The sequence below is a fragment of the Pseudomonas sp. LAMO17WK12:I10 genome, from assembly GCF_900215185.1.
GTDB classification, from domain to species: domain Bacteria; phylum Pseudomonadota; class Gammaproteobacteria; order Pseudomonadales; family Pseudomonadaceae; genus Aquipseudomonas; species Aquipseudomonas chlororaphis.
Map to the genome: position 1 here is coordinate 1 of NZ_OBDX01000040.1, position 14,792 is coordinate 14,792.

19 protein-coding genes and 1 pseudogene are annotated in these 14,792 nt (G+C 60.0%); 8 read left to right on the forward strand and 12 right to left on the reverse strand.

All coding sequences use genetic code 11. The features are described 5' to 3' along the window. From CRO75_RS29310 to CRO75_RS29325, 4 genes and pseudogenes are all read right to left on the reverse strand, one after another. Nucleotides 1-146: phage major tail tube protein (locus CRO75_RS29310; protein ID WP_177409807.1), on the reverse strand; the 146-nt coding region annotated here is incomplete at its 3' end. Nucleotides 147-164: 18 nt separating this feature from the next. Next, on the reverse strand, nucleotides 165-512 hold the full coding sequence (locus CRO75_RS29315; RefSeq protein WP_097139971.1) for a phage holin family protein: 348 nt from the start codon (nucleotides 510-512) through the stop codon (nucleotides 165-167). 527 nt (nucleotides 513-1,039) lie between these two features. Continuing rightward, nucleotides 1,040-1,228: pseudogene (locus CRO75_RS33430) on the reverse strand (hypothetical protein); the annotation flags it as partial. After that, the gene (locus CRO75_RS29325) at nucleotides 1,219-1,983 is read right to left on the reverse strand and encodes a recombinase family protein (RefSeq protein ID WP_097139973.1); all 765 of its coding nucleotides are present in this window, start codon (nucleotides 1,981-1,983) and stop codon (nucleotides 1,219-1,221) included. The pseudogene CRO75_RS33430 and the gene CRO75_RS29325, both read right to left, overlap by 10 nt. Nucleotides 1,984-2,021: 38 nt before the next feature. Between CRO75_RS29325 and rimO the strand changes: the two genes are divergently transcribed. From rimO to tsaA, 5 genes are all read left to right on the forward strand, one after another. Further along, nucleotides 2,022-3,347, forward strand: a complete 1,326-nt coding sequence (rimO, locus tag CRO75_RS29330; RefSeq protein ID WP_164486546.1) for a 30S ribosomal protein S12 methylthiotransferase RimO — start codon at nucleotides 2,022-2,024, stop codon at nucleotides 3,345-3,347. 106 nt (nucleotides 3,348-3,453) lie between these two features. Beyond that, complete coding sequence (locus CRO75_RS29335; RefSeq protein ID WP_085529982.1) at nucleotides 3,454-3,927, forward strand: GNAT family N-acetyltransferase; 474 nt, start codon at nucleotides 3,454-3,456, stop codon at nucleotides 3,925-3,927. 82 nt (nucleotides 3,928-4,009) lie between these two features. Then, entirely contained in the window at nucleotides 4,010-4,720 is a 711-nt protein-coding gene (locus tag CRO75_RS29340; protein WP_097139977.1) for an rRNA pseudouridine synthase, read from the forward strand. 67 nt (nucleotides 4,721-4,787) lie between these two features. Continuing rightward, the gene (locus CRO75_RS29345) at nucleotides 4,788-5,249 is read left to right on the forward strand and encodes a DUF1456 family protein (RefSeq protein ID WP_097139979.1); all 462 of its coding nucleotides are present in this window, start codon (nucleotides 4,788-4,790) and stop codon (nucleotides 5,247-5,249) included. Between the two features lie 61 nt (nucleotides 5,250-5,310). Beyond that, entirely contained in the window at nucleotides 5,311-6,006 is a 696-nt protein-coding gene (gene tsaA, locus CRO75_RS29350) for a tRNA (N6-threonylcarbamoyladenosine(37)-N6)-methyltransferase TrmO (protein WP_097139981.1), read from the forward strand. A gap of 72 nt (nucleotides 6,007-6,078) precedes the next feature. Here the strand turns inward: tsaA and fpr are convergent, their stop codons facing one another. Further along, entirely contained in the window at nucleotides 6,079-6,858 is a 780-nt protein-coding gene (gene fpr, locus CRO75_RS29355) for a ferredoxin-NADP reductase (protein WP_007923929.1), read from the reverse strand. Between the two features lie 135 nt (nucleotides 6,859-6,993). Here fpr and CRO75_RS29360 point away from each other — a divergent pair, with 135 nt between their 5' ends. After that, nucleotides 6,994-7,920 (forward strand): LysR family transcriptional regulator, encoded by a 927-nt coding sequence (locus CRO75_RS29360; protein ID WP_097139983.1) that lies wholly within the window; start codon nucleotides 6,994-6,996, stop codon nucleotides 7,918-7,920. Nucleotides 7,921-8,057: 137 nt separating this feature from the next. Here the strand turns inward: CRO75_RS29360 and CRO75_RS29365 are convergent, their stop codons facing one another. The 3 genes from CRO75_RS29365 to CRO75_RS29375 all read right to left on the reverse strand — a co-directional run bounded on the left by CRO75_RS29365 (nucleotide 8,058) and on the right by CRO75_RS29375 (nucleotide 10,191). After that, nucleotides 8,058-8,420: a diacylglycerol kinase gene (locus CRO75_RS29365; protein WP_097139985.1), complete on the reverse strand. Its 363-nt coding sequence runs from the start codon at nucleotides 8,418-8,420 to the stop codon at nucleotides 8,058-8,060. Between the two features lie 75 nt (nucleotides 8,421-8,495). Then, nucleotides 8,496-9,146, reverse strand: a complete 651-nt coding sequence (gene erdR, locus CRO75_RS29370; protein ID WP_007923933.1) for a response regulator transcription factor ErdR — start codon at nucleotides 9,144-9,146, stop codon at nucleotides 8,496-8,498. Nucleotides 9,147-9,480: 334 nt separating this feature from the next. Beyond that, on the reverse strand, nucleotides 9,481-10,191 hold the full coding sequence (locus CRO75_RS29375) for a tRNA-uridine aminocarboxypropyltransferase (RefSeq protein WP_097139987.1): 711 nt from the start codon (nucleotides 10,189-10,191) through the stop codon (nucleotides 9,481-9,483). Nucleotides 10,192-10,380: 189 nt separating this feature from the next. On the opposite strand from CRO75_RS29375, the gene CRO75_RS29380 reads away from it, so the two are divergent. Beyond that, on the forward strand, nucleotides 10,381-10,803 hold the full coding sequence (locus CRO75_RS29380; RefSeq protein WP_097139989.1) for a PA3611 family quorum-sensing-regulated virulence factor: 423 nt from the start codon (nucleotides 10,381-10,383) through the stop codon (nucleotides 10,801-10,803). 1 nt (nucleotide 10,804) lies between these two features. On the opposite strand, the gene CRO75_RS29385 is transcribed toward CRO75_RS29380, so the two are convergent. Beyond that, complete coding sequence (locus CRO75_RS29385) at nucleotides 10,805-10,999, reverse strand: hypothetical protein (protein ID WP_097139990.1); 195 nt, start codon at nucleotides 10,997-10,999, stop codon at nucleotides 10,805-10,807. Nucleotides 11,000-11,481: 482 nt separating this feature from the next. Between CRO75_RS29385 and CRO75_RS29390 the strand changes: the two genes are divergently transcribed. Further along, nucleotides 11,482-12,597, forward strand: coding sequence for a TIGR00730 family Rossman fold protein (locus tag CRO75_RS29390; protein ID WP_097139992.1), 1,116 nt, complete (start codon nucleotides 11,482-11,484; stop codon nucleotides 12,595-12,597). 45 nt (nucleotides 12,598-12,642) lie between these two features. Here CRO75_RS29390 and recX read toward each other — a convergent pair whose 3' ends face one another. The 3 genes from recX to CRO75_RS29405 all read right to left on the reverse strand — a co-directional run bounded on the left by recX (nucleotide 12,643) and on the right by CRO75_RS29405 (nucleotide 14,755). Further along, nucleotides 12,643-13,110 carry a recombination regulator RecX gene (recX, locus tag CRO75_RS29395; protein ID WP_097139994.1) on the reverse strand — a complete coding sequence of 156 codons (468 nt, stop codon included), beginning with the start codon at nucleotides 13,108-13,110 and terminating at the stop codon, nucleotides 12,643-12,645. A gap of 8 nt (nucleotides 13,111-13,118) precedes the next feature. Continuing rightward, nucleotides 13,119-14,171 (reverse strand): recombinase RecA, encoded by a 1,053-nt coding sequence (gene recA / locus CRO75_RS29400; protein ID WP_007923942.1) that lies wholly within the window; start codon nucleotides 14,169-14,171, stop codon nucleotides 13,119-13,121. 83 nt (nucleotides 14,172-14,254) lie between these two features. Continuing rightward, nucleotides 14,255-14,755: a CinA family protein gene (locus CRO75_RS29405; protein ID WP_097139996.1), complete on the reverse strand. Its 501-nt coding sequence runs from the start codon at nucleotides 14,753-14,755 to the stop codon at nucleotides 14,255-14,257. Nucleotides 14,756-14,792 lie beyond the last annotated feature (37 nt).

Below are 14,792 nucleotides of genomic sequence, written 5' to 3' on the forward strand. Positions count from 1 at the left end.
TTTTCCATGCCCTGGTCCAGCTCCACCGGCATATCCATGCCGCCGGCTCGATGCTCTTCCATCTTCAGGGTGAGCTTGGGCAAAGTCAGGCTGGGCACGTCGCCCTGGAAACTGATGCCATCGACGAACAGGTTCAGGTTGGCCACCCCCGCCCCCTGGCCGGGTCACTGCCCCGCCTCGCCACTGGTCGGCGGCACTTGCCCGAGGCCCAACCGCTTTGCGGCCCAGCGTTCGTACAGGCCGATGGCAACATCGGCGCCGGCCATTGCCGTGAGGCATCCGATCCCGCCTGCTGCCAGGATCGAGACCCCGGCAGCGTGCAGCAGCATGATGGTGCCAAGCCCGCAGACCACACAGGCCCCCGATCTCAGCGCCAGGCGGCGAATCAAGGACCAGCCTCGGGCGCCTGCCTTGTCGGCTCGCCACATCTCCCCGGAGACACCACCGACCAGTGAAAGGACAATCACCATCCAGATCGGCATGTCCACCAGCGTTTGCTGCTCGTTCGTCATTCCCCTGCCCCTTAAACGCAAAAACCCGGCGCAAGGGCCGGGTCTGGTGAGTGTGGTGCCTGCCGCTCTCTGCGGGTCGCACCTATCGAAGATGGCTACTTTTTACAGGTGGATTTTACTGGCAGCAAGCCTATTTTAATGCCACCCGCGAATAAGTGGGCAATACAGGGTGAACGTCTAGCGAATGTCGGTGAATATCCCGTCCCGGCATTCTGTTGATTCGGCGGTGTCTCATATGTCCCATATTTTAAAATTTCTATGGGACACCTGAGAGCGCCTATATTCGGGGCTCTGCCCCATTGTCCTATCTATTTCTTCTTTTTCTCGTGTAAAGAAGAAAATCTAAAAACACGCATGCGCGCGATAGCGCGTACAGGTCTGCGCTCCGCTCATGCGGGCGGGTGGTGTTCCTGATGGGACAATGGGACACACCAACAAACACAAGGCCCGCGCCTGCCCCATCATGTCAAAACACAACGGGACAACGCGGGCCAATGGGACAGCGACAACTGAGGTCATGCCTAAGGTCACGCAGCCTTCCCCATCAGCATGCCCTCGATCTGAACATGCGCCTCATATAATCGCATGTAGTAAGTCCGAGAACTACATGCACAGTGCAACAGCTTCTGAGAGAAAAAGCTGTCCTGATTGCAATAGTGCTCCCACACAACTGTCGAAAGCCGAGGTGGTAGGTGTTTTCTAACGATCAACTCAATACCCCCATCAAGGCAGGCAATCTAGCAAGTCGATGGACCTGCAGCGCGGTTACGCCCTTATCCGTGAGGGCCAAGCCGCGCTGGGCCATTTCCCGGATAATGCGGACAGAGCCATACCCCCTACGGAACAGCTCGATGACAAAGCGAACGCCTTCGGCCCTCTCGGGAATCAGACGAAACTCCTGTCCATCCCACCGCAACCACTGGGGATCTTTGCCGTTTCGAATGACGCCTCGATATGTGCCGGCAATCCAACCCTCGCACTGCCGGCGAATGGCCGCCTTAACCCGCTTCGACTTAGTGTCGGACTCTTCATGCGCACGTATCATCACCAGCAACGAATACACCAGGTCCATCGGCTGAGCCTTCAGGCCGGCCCGGTTGTACTCTCGGCCGTCACTGGCGGTGACCACGGTGATACCGGCATTGATGATCTGAGCCAGCTGCGCCTGGGCCTGGATCGGCTCAGCGCGACTCAGCCGGTCAAGTCCCTCAACAACCAAGACAGAACCGTCGGCGATCCGGCCGTCCTCAACAGCCTGCAGAAAGACGCCCAGTGCCCCCTGCTTGACGTGACGCTGATGATAGGCGGATAACCCCTCATCTCTCAGGGGTAGCGACTCATCCAGAACGAGCCCCTTTTCAGCCGCCCAGCGCTGTGCGTACTGGAGTTGACGGTCGGCACTACTGCCGGTCGCTTGCCTAGGATCGGAGAACCGTAAATAGCTGTATACTCGCGCGCCGTTTTTAGCCATTAGAAAAGATAAGCCCTGATGAGGATCTACCTATTATGATGACAGAGAAAGCCCCACGTGTAGGTATGATATCGTTAGGGTGCCCGAAAGCGCTGGTCGATTCCGAGCGCATCCTCACGCAACTGCGTATGGAAGGTTATGACGTGGTGTCCACCTACCAGGACGCCGATGTCGTGGTGGTCAACACCTGCGGTTTCATCGACTCGGCCAAGGCCGAATCCCTGGAAGTGATCGGCGAAGCCATCAAGGAAAACGGCAAGGTCATCGTCACCGGCTGCATGGGCGTGGAAGAAGGCAATATCCGCGACGTGCATCCGAGCGTGCTGGCCGTGACCGGCCCGCAGCAGTACGAGCAAGTGGTCAGCGCGGTGCACGAAGTGGTGCCGCCGAAACAGGACCACAACCCGCTGATCGACCTGGTGCCGCCACAAGGCATCAAGCTGACTCCGCGCCACTACGCGTACCTGAAGATTTCCGAAGGCTGCAACCACAGCTGCAGCTTCTGCATCATCCCGTCGATGCGCGGCAAGCTGGTCAGCCGCCCGGTCGGCGATGTACTGGACGAGGCCCAGCGCCTGGTCAAGTCCGGGGTCAAGGAACTGCTGGTGATCTCCCAGGACACCAGCGCCTATGGCGTCGACGTCAAGTACCGCACCGGTTTCTGGAACGGCGCGCCGGTGAAAACCCGCATGACCGAGCTCTGCGAAGCTCTCAGCACCCTGGGCGTCTGGGTCCGCCTGCACTACGTCTACCCGTACCCGCACGTGGACGAGCTGATCCCGCTGATGGCCGCCGGCAAGATCCTTCCGTACCTGGACATCCCGTTCCAGCACGCCAGCCCGAAAGTGCTCAAGGCCATGAAACGCCCGGCCTTCGAAGACAAGACCCTGGCCCGGATCAAGAACTGGCGCCAGATCTGCCCCGAGCTGATCATCCGCTCGACCTTCATCGTCGGCTTCCCCGGCGAAACCGAAGAAGACTTCCAATACCTGCTCGACTGGCTGACCGAAGCCCAGCTCGACCGCGTCGGCTGCTTCCAATATTCGCCGGTGGAAGGCGCGCCGGCCAATGACCTGGACCTGGAAGTGGTCCCGGACGAGGTCAAGCAGGACCGCTGGGAACGCTTCATGGCGCACCAGCAGGCCATCAGCTCGGCGCGCCTGCAACAGCGCATCGGCAAGGAAATCGAAGTGCTGATCGATGAAGTCGACGAACAGGGCGCCGTGGGCCGCTGCTTCTTCGACGCCCCGGAAATCGACGGCAACGTGTTCATCGACGGTGCCGGCGACCTGAAGCCGGGCGACAAGGTCTGGTGCCGGGTGACCGACGCCGACGAATACGACCTGTGGGCCGAAGTCCTGTAAGGCGTAAAAAACCGCAAAGCCCCGCTCTCTTCGCGAGATACGGGGCTTTTTTAGGTCTATCGTTTGCTCAGGACCACGGATGCGTCACCACACAGGAGCAAGCGGCATGCGCCATCATTCGGTCATCCACACCCCGAAACACAGCGACTACCCGGAACTGACCCGGGTCTGGGAGGCCTCGGTGCGCGCCACCCACGACTTCCTGCCGGACAGCTACATCGAACTGCTGAGAAACCTGGTGCTGAACCGTTATCTGGATGCGGTGATGCTGATCTGCACCCGGGACCAGCGCCAGCACATCACCGGCTTCGCCGGGGTCGCCGCCGGCAAGATCGAGATGCTTTTCATCGATCCCGCCCATCGCGGCCAGGGCCTGGGCAAGCAATTGCTCAGGTACGCCATCGAACATCTGAACGCCGACGAACTCGACGTCAACGAGCAGAATCCGCAAGCCCTGGGCTTCTACTTCAAGCAGGGCTTCGAGGTCATCGGTCGCTCCGAGCACGATGGCATGGGCCAGCCTTATCCGCTGCTGCACATGCGTTTGAAACAGCCCCAGCAGCAGGCGCTGCGCGGCTAAAAGCCACAGCGGGCAAATGGACCCGCGATTAACCGGCGCCGGGCAGGTACAATGCCTGCCCCCTTTTGCTACGGCCCCTGTCATGACTGACCCGATTCGTCTCTCCAAACGCCTCATCGAACTCGTCGGCTGCTCCCGCCGGGAGGCTGAGCTGTTCATCGAGGGCGGCTGGGTCACCGTGGATGGCGAGGTCATCGACGAGCCGCAGTTCAAGGTCGACACCCAGAAAGTCGAACTCGACCCACAGGCCAAGGCCACCGCGCCGGAGCCGGTGACCCTGCTGCTGAACGTGCCGGCCGGCCAGGACGTCGACAGCGCCATGCAGTCGCTGAGCGCCGCCAGCGTGTCCGAGGAGCACCGCTTCGGCAAACGGCCGCTCAAGGGCCACTTCCTGCGCCTGACCGCCAGCGCCGACCTGCAAGCCAATGCCAGCGGCCTGCTGGTGTTCACCCAGGACTGGAAGATCCTGCGCAAGCTGACCGCCGACGCGACCAAGATCGAGCAGGAATACGTGGTCGAGGTGGAAGGCGAGATGGTCGCCCACGGCCTCAACCGCCTGAACCACGGCCTGACTTACAAGGGCCGCGAGCTGCCGCCGGTCAAGGCCAGCTGGCAGAACGAAAACCGCCTGCGCTTCGCCATGAAGAACCCGCAACCGGGCGTGATCGCCCAGCTCTGCGAAGCGGTAGGCCTGAAGGTGGTCGCCATTCGCCGCATCCGTATCGGTGGGGTTTCCATCGGCAAGGTGCCGGTCGGGCAATGGCGCTACCTGTCCGCCAAAGAGAAATTCTAGGCCGACACCCCATTCAGACGCCGCGCGTGCATGCGGCGCTCAACGTGAACAGACCAGGACTGTAGACATGATTCATAACGATGTACTGCGCAGCGTGCGCTACATGCTCGACATCAGCGACAAGAAGGTCGTCGAGATCATCAAGCTCACCGGCTTTGACGTGAGCCTGGACGACATAGTCGGCTACCTGAAAAAGGACGAGGAAGAAGGTTTCGTGCATTGCCCGGACGAGGTCATGGCGCACTTTCTCGACGGCCTGGTGATCTTCAAGCGCGGCAAGGACGAAAGCCGTCCGCCGCTGCCGATCGAACTGCCGGTGACCAACAACATCATCCTGAAGAAGCTGCGGGTCGCCTTCGAGCTGAAGGAAGACGACATGCACGCCATCCTCAAGGCCGCCGACTTCCCGGTGTCCAAGCCAGAGCTGAGCGCGCTGTTCCGCAAGTTCGGCCACACCAACTACCGCCCGTGCGGCGACCAGTTGCTGCGCAACTTCCTCAAGGGCCTGACCCTGTGTGTCAGGGCTTAAGACAGCTACAAGCTGCAAGTTCAAAGCTTGTAGCTCGAAGCTTGCAACTTGAGGCTGCAAAATGACCTACAGCGTTTCCCCCATCGGCTTCGTGCGTTCCTGCTTCAAGGAAAAGTTCGCCATCCCGCGCCAGCCGCAACTGGCCCCGGCGGCCCGTGGCGTGCTGGAGCTGATGGCGCCCTTCGACCAGGGCGACGCGGTGCAGGGCCTGGAACAGGTCAGCCACGTCTGGCTGCTGTTCCTGTTTCACCAGGCGCTGGAAGACAAACCGCGGCTCAAGGTCCGTCCGCCGCGCCTGGGTGGCAACAAGTCCATGGGCGTCTTCGCCACCCGCGCCACCCACCGGCCCAACGGCATCGGCCAATCAGTGGTCAAGCTGGACAAGGTCGAGGCCAATCGCCTATGGATCTCCGGCATCGACCTGCTGGACGGCACGCCGATTCTCGATATCAAGCCCTACGTGCCCTACGCCGACATCATCGACAACGCGAGCAACAGCATCGCCAGCGCGGCGCCGGCGCTGATCCCGGTGCAGTGGAGCGACAACGCCCTGCAACAGGCTCATGCGCACGCTCAACGCCTGCAGGAGCCACTGGTGGAGCTTATCGAGCAATGTTTGGCCCAGGACCCACGCCCGGCCTACCAGATGCCCACCCCGGAACGCGAATACGGCGCGCAGTTCTGGGATCTGGACGTGCGCTGGCACTACCCGCAGCCGGGCCTGATCCAGGTCCTGGAAGTGGTCCCCGCGCGCTGACCGGCAACCGGAAACGAAAAAGCCCGCGCTGCCTTCCCAGGCAACGCGGGCTTTTTCTGTGCTGCGAGTCGCTTACTTCTCGACAAAAGCGCGCTCGATCAGGTAGTCACCCGGCTCGCGCATGCGTGGCGAAACGGTCAGGCCGAAGCTGTTGAGCACTTCGCTGGTCTCGTCGAGCATGCTCGGGCTGCCGCACAGCATGGCGCGGTCGTCCTGCGGGTTGATCGGCGGCAGGCCGATGTCGCTGAACAGCTTGCCGCTGCGCATCAGGTCGGTCAGGCGGCCTTCGTTCTCGAACGGCTCGCGGGTCACGGTCGGGTAGTAGATCAGTTTTTCACGCAGCGCTTCGCCGAAGAACTCGTTCTGCGGCAGGTGCTCGGTGATGAACTCACGGTAGGCGACTTCGTTGACGTAACGCACGCCGTGGCACAGGATCACTTTCTCGAAACGCTCGTAGGTTTCCGGATCCTGGATGACGCTCATGAACGGCGCCAGGCCGGTGCCGGTGCTGAGCAGGTACAGGTGCTTGCCAGGCTTCAGGTCGTCCAGTACCAGGGTACCGGTAGGCTTCTTGCTGATGATGATCTCGTCGCCTTCCTTCAAATGCTGCAGCTGGGAAGTCAGCGGACCATCGGGAACCTTGATGCTGAAGAACTCGAGATGCTCTTCCCAGTTCGGGCTGGCAATCGAGTAAGCGCGCATAAGCGGGCGGCCATTGGGCTGTTGCAGGCCGATCATCACGAACTGACCGTTCTCGAAGCGCAGGCCCGGATCGCGGGTGCACTTGAAGCTGAACAGAGTGTCGTTCCAGTGATGAACACTGAGGACACGCTCGTGGTTCATGTTGCTCATGTACGGGGGACTCCTGGAAAGTTGTCGGCGCCTGCTCTGCGACAAGCGAGCCGAGCGCAATTGCACAGCATTCTAATGGCGGCGACAATATCTGTTAACTGGATTATTAAGATAAGGGTTATCGGTTATATCGATATGCGATTTACTCTCCGTCAACTGCAAGTATTCGTCGCCGTCGCCCAGCAAGAGAGCGTTTCTCGTGCTGCCGGCCTGCTGGCCCTTTCCCAATCCGCGGCAAGCACTTCAATCACCGAACTGGAACGGCAATCCAGTTGCCAGTTGTTCGATCGCGCCGGCAAGCGCCTGAGCCTCAACGCCCTGGGCAAACAGCTGCTGCCGCAGGCGGTGGCGTTGCTGGACCAGGCCAAGGAAATCGAAGACCTGCTCAACGGCAAATCCGGCTTCGGCTCGTTGTCGGTGGGCGCGACCCTGACCATCGGCAACTACCTGGCGACCCTGTTGATCGGCAGCTTCATGCAGGTCCACCCGGAGAGCCAGGTCAAACTGCATGTGCAGAACACTGCGCATATCGTGCAACAGGTCGCCCACTACGAAATTGACCTGGGTCTAATCGAAGGCGACTGCAGCCACCCGGATATCGAAGTGCAAACCTGGGTCGAGGATGAGTTGGTGGTGTTCTGCGCCCCGCAGCACCCCTTGGCCAAACGCGGCCATGCGAGCATGGAGGAGCTGACCCACGAAGCCTGGATTCTGCGCGAACAAGGCTCGGGCACGCGCCTGACCTTCGACCAGGCCATGCGTCATCACCGCAGCGCGCTGAATATCCGGCTCGAACTGGAACACACCGAAGCGATCAAGCGCGCGGTGGAGTCGGGATTGGGGATTGGTTGCATTTCCAGGCTGGCGCTGCGCGACGCCTTTCGGCGTGGCAGCCTGGTGCCGGTAGAGACGCCGGACCTGGACCTGGCCCGGCAGTTCTATTTCATCTGGCACAAACAGAAATATCAGACCTCGGCGATGCGCGAGTTCCTCGAACTCTGCCGCACCTTTACCGCCGGGGTGCAGCGCAGCGACGAGATCGTGCTGCCGAGCATTCCCTAGGGTCTGTACGAAAAGTCGGCGAGCGAAGGTCAGGCAAGGCAAAAACAGGCGAGGAAGCGGAGTGTAGGGGCCTACATGAGCATTCCGAGCCTGTTTTTAACGCAGCATGGCCGAGTGCAGCCACTTTTCGTACAGACCTAGATCAGGATGACTGCCCAGACCACAGTGATCATGCTCAAGGCCACGAGTTGCGCGGCGCTGCCCATGTCCTTGGCATTTTTCGACAGTGGATGGCGATCCAGGGAGATGCGGTCGATCGCCGCCTCGACCGCCGAATTGAGCAGTTCGACAATCAGCGCCAGCAAGCAGACAGCAATCAGCAATGCCCGCTCGACCCGGCTGACATTCAGCAGGAAAGACATGGGGATCAGAATCACGTTGAGCAGCACCAGCTGACGAAACGCAGCTTCGCCGGTGAAGGCGGCACGCAGGCCATCGAAGGAGTATCCCGAGGCATTGAGGATGCGTTTAAGACCGGTTTGACCTTTGAAAGGCGACATAAATAGGCAACTAGAACAATAAGGAATGGGAAAGCTAGTTCAACAAAAGTCAAAAAAGCGTGAAGAAAGAGCCAGTTACTGGCTGGAAATTGACTCAAGTTGTTGCAGGAGCAGCGCCGCCTGAGTGCGGGTCCGCACCCCCAGCTTACGGAAGATTGCCGTCACATGGGCCTTGATGGTGGCTTCCGATACGCTCAGTTCATAAGCGATCTGCTTGTTCAGCAAACCCTCGCAGACCATGGTCAGCACGCGGAACTGTTGTGGCGTCAGGCTCGCCAGGCCTTCGCTGGCCGCCTTGGCCTCGGCGGAGACGCTGACCTCTTCGAAGGCCTGTGGTGGCCACCAGACATCGCCGTCAAGCACGCTGCGCACGGCCTGTTGAATGACTTCGAGAGAACTGGACTTGGGAATAAAACCGCTGGCGCCAAATTCGCGTGAACGCACCATCACTGATGCTTCTTCCTGTGCCGACACCATCACCACCGGAATCTGCGGGTACTGACCGCGCAACAGCACCAGGCCGGAAAAGCCGTAAGCGCCAGGCATGTTCAGGTCCAGCAGCACCAGGTCCCAATCGGCCTTTTCGGTCAGGCGGGCTTCCAGTTCGGCAATGCTCGCCACTTCCACCAGACGGACATCCGGGCCAAGGCCCAGGGTCACCGCTTGATGCAGTGCGCTACGAAAGAGGGGGTGGTCATCGGCAATCAGGATTTCGTATGTGGCCATTTTTCAAATGATCCTGTTTTTTATGGGAGCACCGATGCATTCGGTCCTCGCCAAGGCAACACAGGTGTCAGCCAGAATGCTGCACCCAAAGAGCACGATCAACGCCAAGAGCCCGAAAATACGGCGTTTCAAAGATCGGTCGCGCCCTAATCGGCGCCAAGCATGCCCAGCGAAGGCCGGGGTGGTCAAGCTTCGGGCTGTGCGGCATCTTAGCTTGCTAACTAATAAAAGTGCCATCATGCAAAGCCACGCTCGCGCGGCTGCGCCTCGATGCTGAGCGGGATGCTGGTAGCGCAGCTCTGGCCGAAAAAATTCCAGTCCCTTGCCTCAGGTCTTACAGAAAAGGCTTGAGGCGCGTGTGCGTCTCGTCGTCAGGGTCGATCTCAAGCTGGAACTTGGCCGACAGATAATGGGTGCTGAACACATCCAGATAAGCATCCAGCACTTCGCCGGCCTGCCGGTCCGCGGCCAACTCCAGGCACAGCGCCGCAACCTCCGCGGTACAGAAATGGTCATCGCGCTTGGAGCGCCGCAGCTTGTAGCGCGACAACTGCTCGGGCTCCAGGCTCAATACCGGCAAGTGTTCAAGATAAGGACTCTTGCGAAACATCTTGCGCGCTTCGCTCCAGGTCGCATCCAGCAGGATAAACAGCGGGCGCTTGCCCGCCTCCAGGCGGACTTCGTTCACCACCCGTTGTGGCGCGACGAACTCTCCGGGGAACACCACATAAGGCTGCCACTGGGGATCGGCCAGCAAGACCAGCAATTGTGGGTCGACTTCTGTTCGCGACCAGGGGAACGCGATGGTGTCTTCTATGACATCGGCGATCAGCCAGCCGGTATTGCTCGGTTTCATGGGTTCGACGTCATGCATGATCAGGCACATCGCCGACCGCGCGGAAACCTTGGGGCGCCAGGCGCACATGCAGTGGCTGGGAATCACCCGACAGCCCGCACAGCGCTCCGCCCGCGAACCCCGGGCGGTAAAAGGTCTGACGGCACGCGCCAGACGTTGAGCACGCAGGCGGGATACGGCATGATTCATTAGAAGCCGCCCTGGCAGAAAGAAGGAATCGACACGAAAAGAACTCGGAAAGCTGAAAATTCGCACAAGTTTATCAGAGCTCTCTGCTCAAACCTGTACCGCCTACCCTCGCTCCCCTATAATTCGCCGCCACTGAACGCACAGTCGCGTGATTGGTCGAAGCATCAGTCACTGAACCAGGAGAGTTTCATGTTGCGCTTTATCGTTCCCACCGCCGCCCTTCTGCTGGCCTTGCCGTTCAGTGCCCAGGCTGCATCGCTGCAAGACTTCGAACTGAACAAGACCCTGCAGAAAACCGCCGAGGAAAGTAACGTCGGCACGCCTCGGGAAGTCAACGAGAACATCCTCGACCAGGGTTATACCGTCGAAGGCAAGGAGCTGATCAACCACCTCAGCGTCCAGGCCGAACACGCGGAAAAAATGCGCGCCAACCCCAAGGCGGTCTACCTGCAACTGGGCGCTAGCGTTTGTCGTGACCCGAACTACCGCAAGCTGATGGCCAAGGGCGCGATCATGCGCTACGAATTCACCGAGAACCGCACCAACCGCCCGGTCGCCTCGGCACGCTTCCAGGAGTCGGACTGCCCGACCCCGACGAAGAAGAAAAAGTAATTCAGTGCTCCGCTGCGTGCCGCTGTTGATCATCGGCACGCAGCTCCGCCAACAGAGCCTGCAAATAGCTCGAATGGCGCTCCCCACCTTCAAGCCGGCGTCGGCATTCCTCTTCAAGAGTCAGATGATTGGCGTCTGCCGCTGACTTCAGCAGTTGATACAGCTGCTCATCTATTTCCAGTACGACTTTGTGCATGACCAGCCTCCGTGCCCCACTCGCCACTACCTGCGCGACAACTCCGACCTGTGTATCCTGCCCTTTGACGCCAAGCTGTCTTGCTAGCGCTGTAACTTAGTAAATCAGAGCCTCCACCGGTCGGCATGCGTCCAGACAAGCGGTGAAAACGCTGCACGCCACCGCTAATAAGTGATTGCCAGCCCCGACTTTCAAGGCCCATGATCAAGTCAGCGCGAATCATCATGAAGGTCTAGATTTCAAAGTGTTCATGCTGAATTTTCCTGGGTGGATCCGGAGGCCGCCCAAGCGCGTCTTGCAGTGCACATGCTTTCTAAATCAAGGAATAGCAGAACCTGTATGGATGGCCCGCTGGCCACGTCAGGGTTTTTCCTCCCTGGCGAATCAGCCGCCAAAGCCGGGCTGACAGCGACACATGCAGTGTCGTGATACCAACGAATGCTTCGTTCGTGTCAAAGGTTCTGTGCAGAAGGAGAAGTTGAATGCCTTACGAACCGAATGACCTCCTCAGTCGTCATTTTCAGAGCAACGGTATCGACCTCAGCAAGGTCGAAGAACAACTCAACCTGATCGCTCCCAACAGCCCCAACATTCCTCTTTATCGCGACATGATTCTCACCGTCCTGCGCATGGCCCAGGACGATCTCAACCGCTGGAACGCGAAAATCACCCTGCAGGCCCTGCGCGAACTGGAACATGCTTTTCGCGTACTGGAACAGTTCAAGGGGCGACGCAAGGTGACGGTATTCGGCTCCGCGCGCACGCCGATCGAGCATCCGCTGTATGGCCTGGCGCGAGAACTCGGCGCGGCCCTGGCCCGCTCCGACCTGATGGTCATCACGGGCGCCGGTGGCGGCATCATGGCCGCGGCCCACGAAGGTGCCGGTCGCGATCACAGCCTGGGGTTCAACATCACCCTGCCCTTCGAGCAGCATGCGAACCCGACGGTGGACGGCACGGAGAACCTGCTGTCCTTCCACTTCTTTTTTACCCGCAAGCTGTTCTTCGTCAAGGAAGCCGATGCCCTGGTGTTATGCCCGGGTGGCTTTGGCACGCTTGATGAGGCGCTGGAAGTACTGACCCTGATCCAGACCGGCAAGAGCCCGCTGGTACCGGTGGTGCTGCTGGATGTCCCGGGAGGAATCTTCTGGCAAGGGGCGCTGGACTTTATCCACAACCAGCTCGAGAACAACCGCTACATCCTGCCAACCGACATGAAGCTGATGCGCCTGGCGCACAACACCGAGGAGGCGGTCGAAGAAATCAACCAGTTCTACAGCAACTTCCACTCCAGTCGCTGGCTGAAACATCAGTTTGTCATTCGCATGAATCACAAGCTCAGCGAACCGGCGCTCGAGCAGATGCAGACGGCTTTCGCCGACCTGTGCCTGAGCGATCGCTTCCATCAACATGCCTACAATGTCGAGGAGCACAACGAACCGGAGTTCAGCCATCTGGCACGCCTGTCGTTCACCTTCAACGCCCGCGACAATGGTCGCCTGCGCGAACTGATCGACTTCATCAACCTGCCGGAAAACTGGGCGATGAATCAGGCCAGGACGCCACAACGCAATAGAGAACCGATCAAGGTCACTTGAGCGGAGAAGCAGCGGCCCGCGCATTCGACTCGCGGGCCCTACAGGTCAATCGTCCACCCTTCGACCGCTCAGCAAGCGGCCGATCATGTCCATCGAATATCCCCGATACCCCAGAAAGCGGCCTTGTTTGGCACGCTCCTTGGCATCTATCGGGAAATGCCCGGCAAACTTGCGTCGCCAGACATCCTCCAGTTGTGCTTGCCAGTCGATGCCGCTCTCACGCAAGGCGAGTTCGATATCGGCACGCTGTAAACCGCGCTGGCTGAGTTCTTCGCGAATACGCATGGGACCGTAGCCGGAACGGGCACGATAGGAAACGAAACTTTCGAGGTAGCGGGATTCGGATAGCAGCCCCTCTTCCGTCAAACGGTCAAGGGCTGTTTCGATCATCTCGAGAGAGGCGCCGCGCTGACGCAGTTTACGCGTCAGCTCGACTCGACCGTGCTCGCGTCGCGCGAGCAGGTCCATTGCGGTTCGCCGCACCGCGACGAGGGTATCGAGTACGGCGGTCATCGGATCGATCAGATATCCGCGTCGGCCATGTCATCGATGGTCTCGTTGACCGGCGAAGCTTTGACATCAGCGGTCGGAGCCAGCAGCTTGTCGCGAATCTGCTTCTCGAGGGCATTACCGATTTCCGGGTTGTCCTGCAGGAACTTGGCCGAGTTGGCCTTGCCCTGACCGATCTTGTTGCCCTGGTAGCTGTACCAGGCACCGGACTTCTCGAGGAAACCATGCAGCACGCCCAGATCGATGATCTCGCCGTTCAGGTAGATACCCTTGCCGTACAGGATCTGGAATTCAGCCTGGCGGAACGGTGGAGCCACCTTGTTCTTGACGATCTTGACCCGGGTTTCGCTACCGACGACTTCGTCACCTTCCTTCACCGCGCCAGTACGACGGATATCCAGGCGAACCGAAGCGTAGAACTTCAGCGCGTTACCACCGGTGGTGGTTTCCGGGCTGCCGAACATCACGCCGATTTTCATACGGATCTGGTTGATGAAGATCACCAGGCAGTTGGCGTTCTTGATGTTGCCGGTGATCTTGCGCAGCGCCTGGGACATCAGGCGGGCTTGCAGGCCCACGTGCATGTCGCCCATCTCGCCTTCGATCTCGGCCTTGGGCACCAGTGCCGCCACGGAGTCGATCACGATCACGTCGATGGCATTGGAGCGCACCAGCATGTCGGTGATTTCCAGCGCCTGTTCACCGGTGTCCGGCTGGGAAACCAGCAGGTCGTCAACGTTGACCCCCAGCTTGCCGGCGTATTCCGGGTCCAGTGCGTGCTCGGCGTCGACGAAGGCGCAAGTGGCGCCCATCTTCTGTGCCTGGGCAATCACGGACAGGGTCAGGGTGGTTTTACCGGACGATTCCGGACCGTAGATTTCAACAATACGGCCCTTTGGCAGGCCGCCGATGCCGAGTGCGATGTCCAGACCCAGAGAGCCAGTGGAAATGGCCGGGATCGCCTGGCGGTCGTGATCGCCCATACGCATTACGGCACCCTTGCCGAATTGACGTTCGATCTGACCCAGGGCCGCAGCCAAGGCTTTCTTCTTGTTGTCGTCCATTAAAGTCCTCACGTAATCAATAAGGCCTGACGGCCAACACCTGTATAAGTAGCCAGTATTATTCCACAGCGTTCGTGGATCGCCTACCCCTGTTTTGAGATTTCTGCCGCGGCATGTTGCAGCAAGCCCTCTAGCGCGGCCTTCACCGTTTGTCGGCGGATGTCGTCCCGATTCCCGACAAAGTGTCGGCACTCGGCCGTTACCGCCTCTCCCACGCCCCAGGCCAGCCATACGGTGCCCACCGGCTTCTGCGGCGAGCCGCCGTCCGGGCCGGCCACGCCGCTGACCGCCACGGCAAAACGCGCCCTGCTTTTGCCCTGCGCGCCCCGCACCATCGCCTCGACCACCTCGCGGCTGACCGCGCCGACGGAAGCGAACAGCGCTTCCGGCACCGCCAGCTGTTGGGTCTTCTGCCGATTGGAGTAGGTCACATAACCCGCTTCGAACCAGGCCGAACTCCCGGGAATGCGGGTGATGGCCTCGGCAATCCCGCCACCGGTGCAGGATTCGGCGGTGGTGACGTGGGTATTCAGAATCTGCAGGCGCCTGCCAAGTTCAGCGGCAAGCTGGGTGATTTCGTTCACGGTCCTCTCCTGATCGGGTTGGCGGAGGTCTTACCGT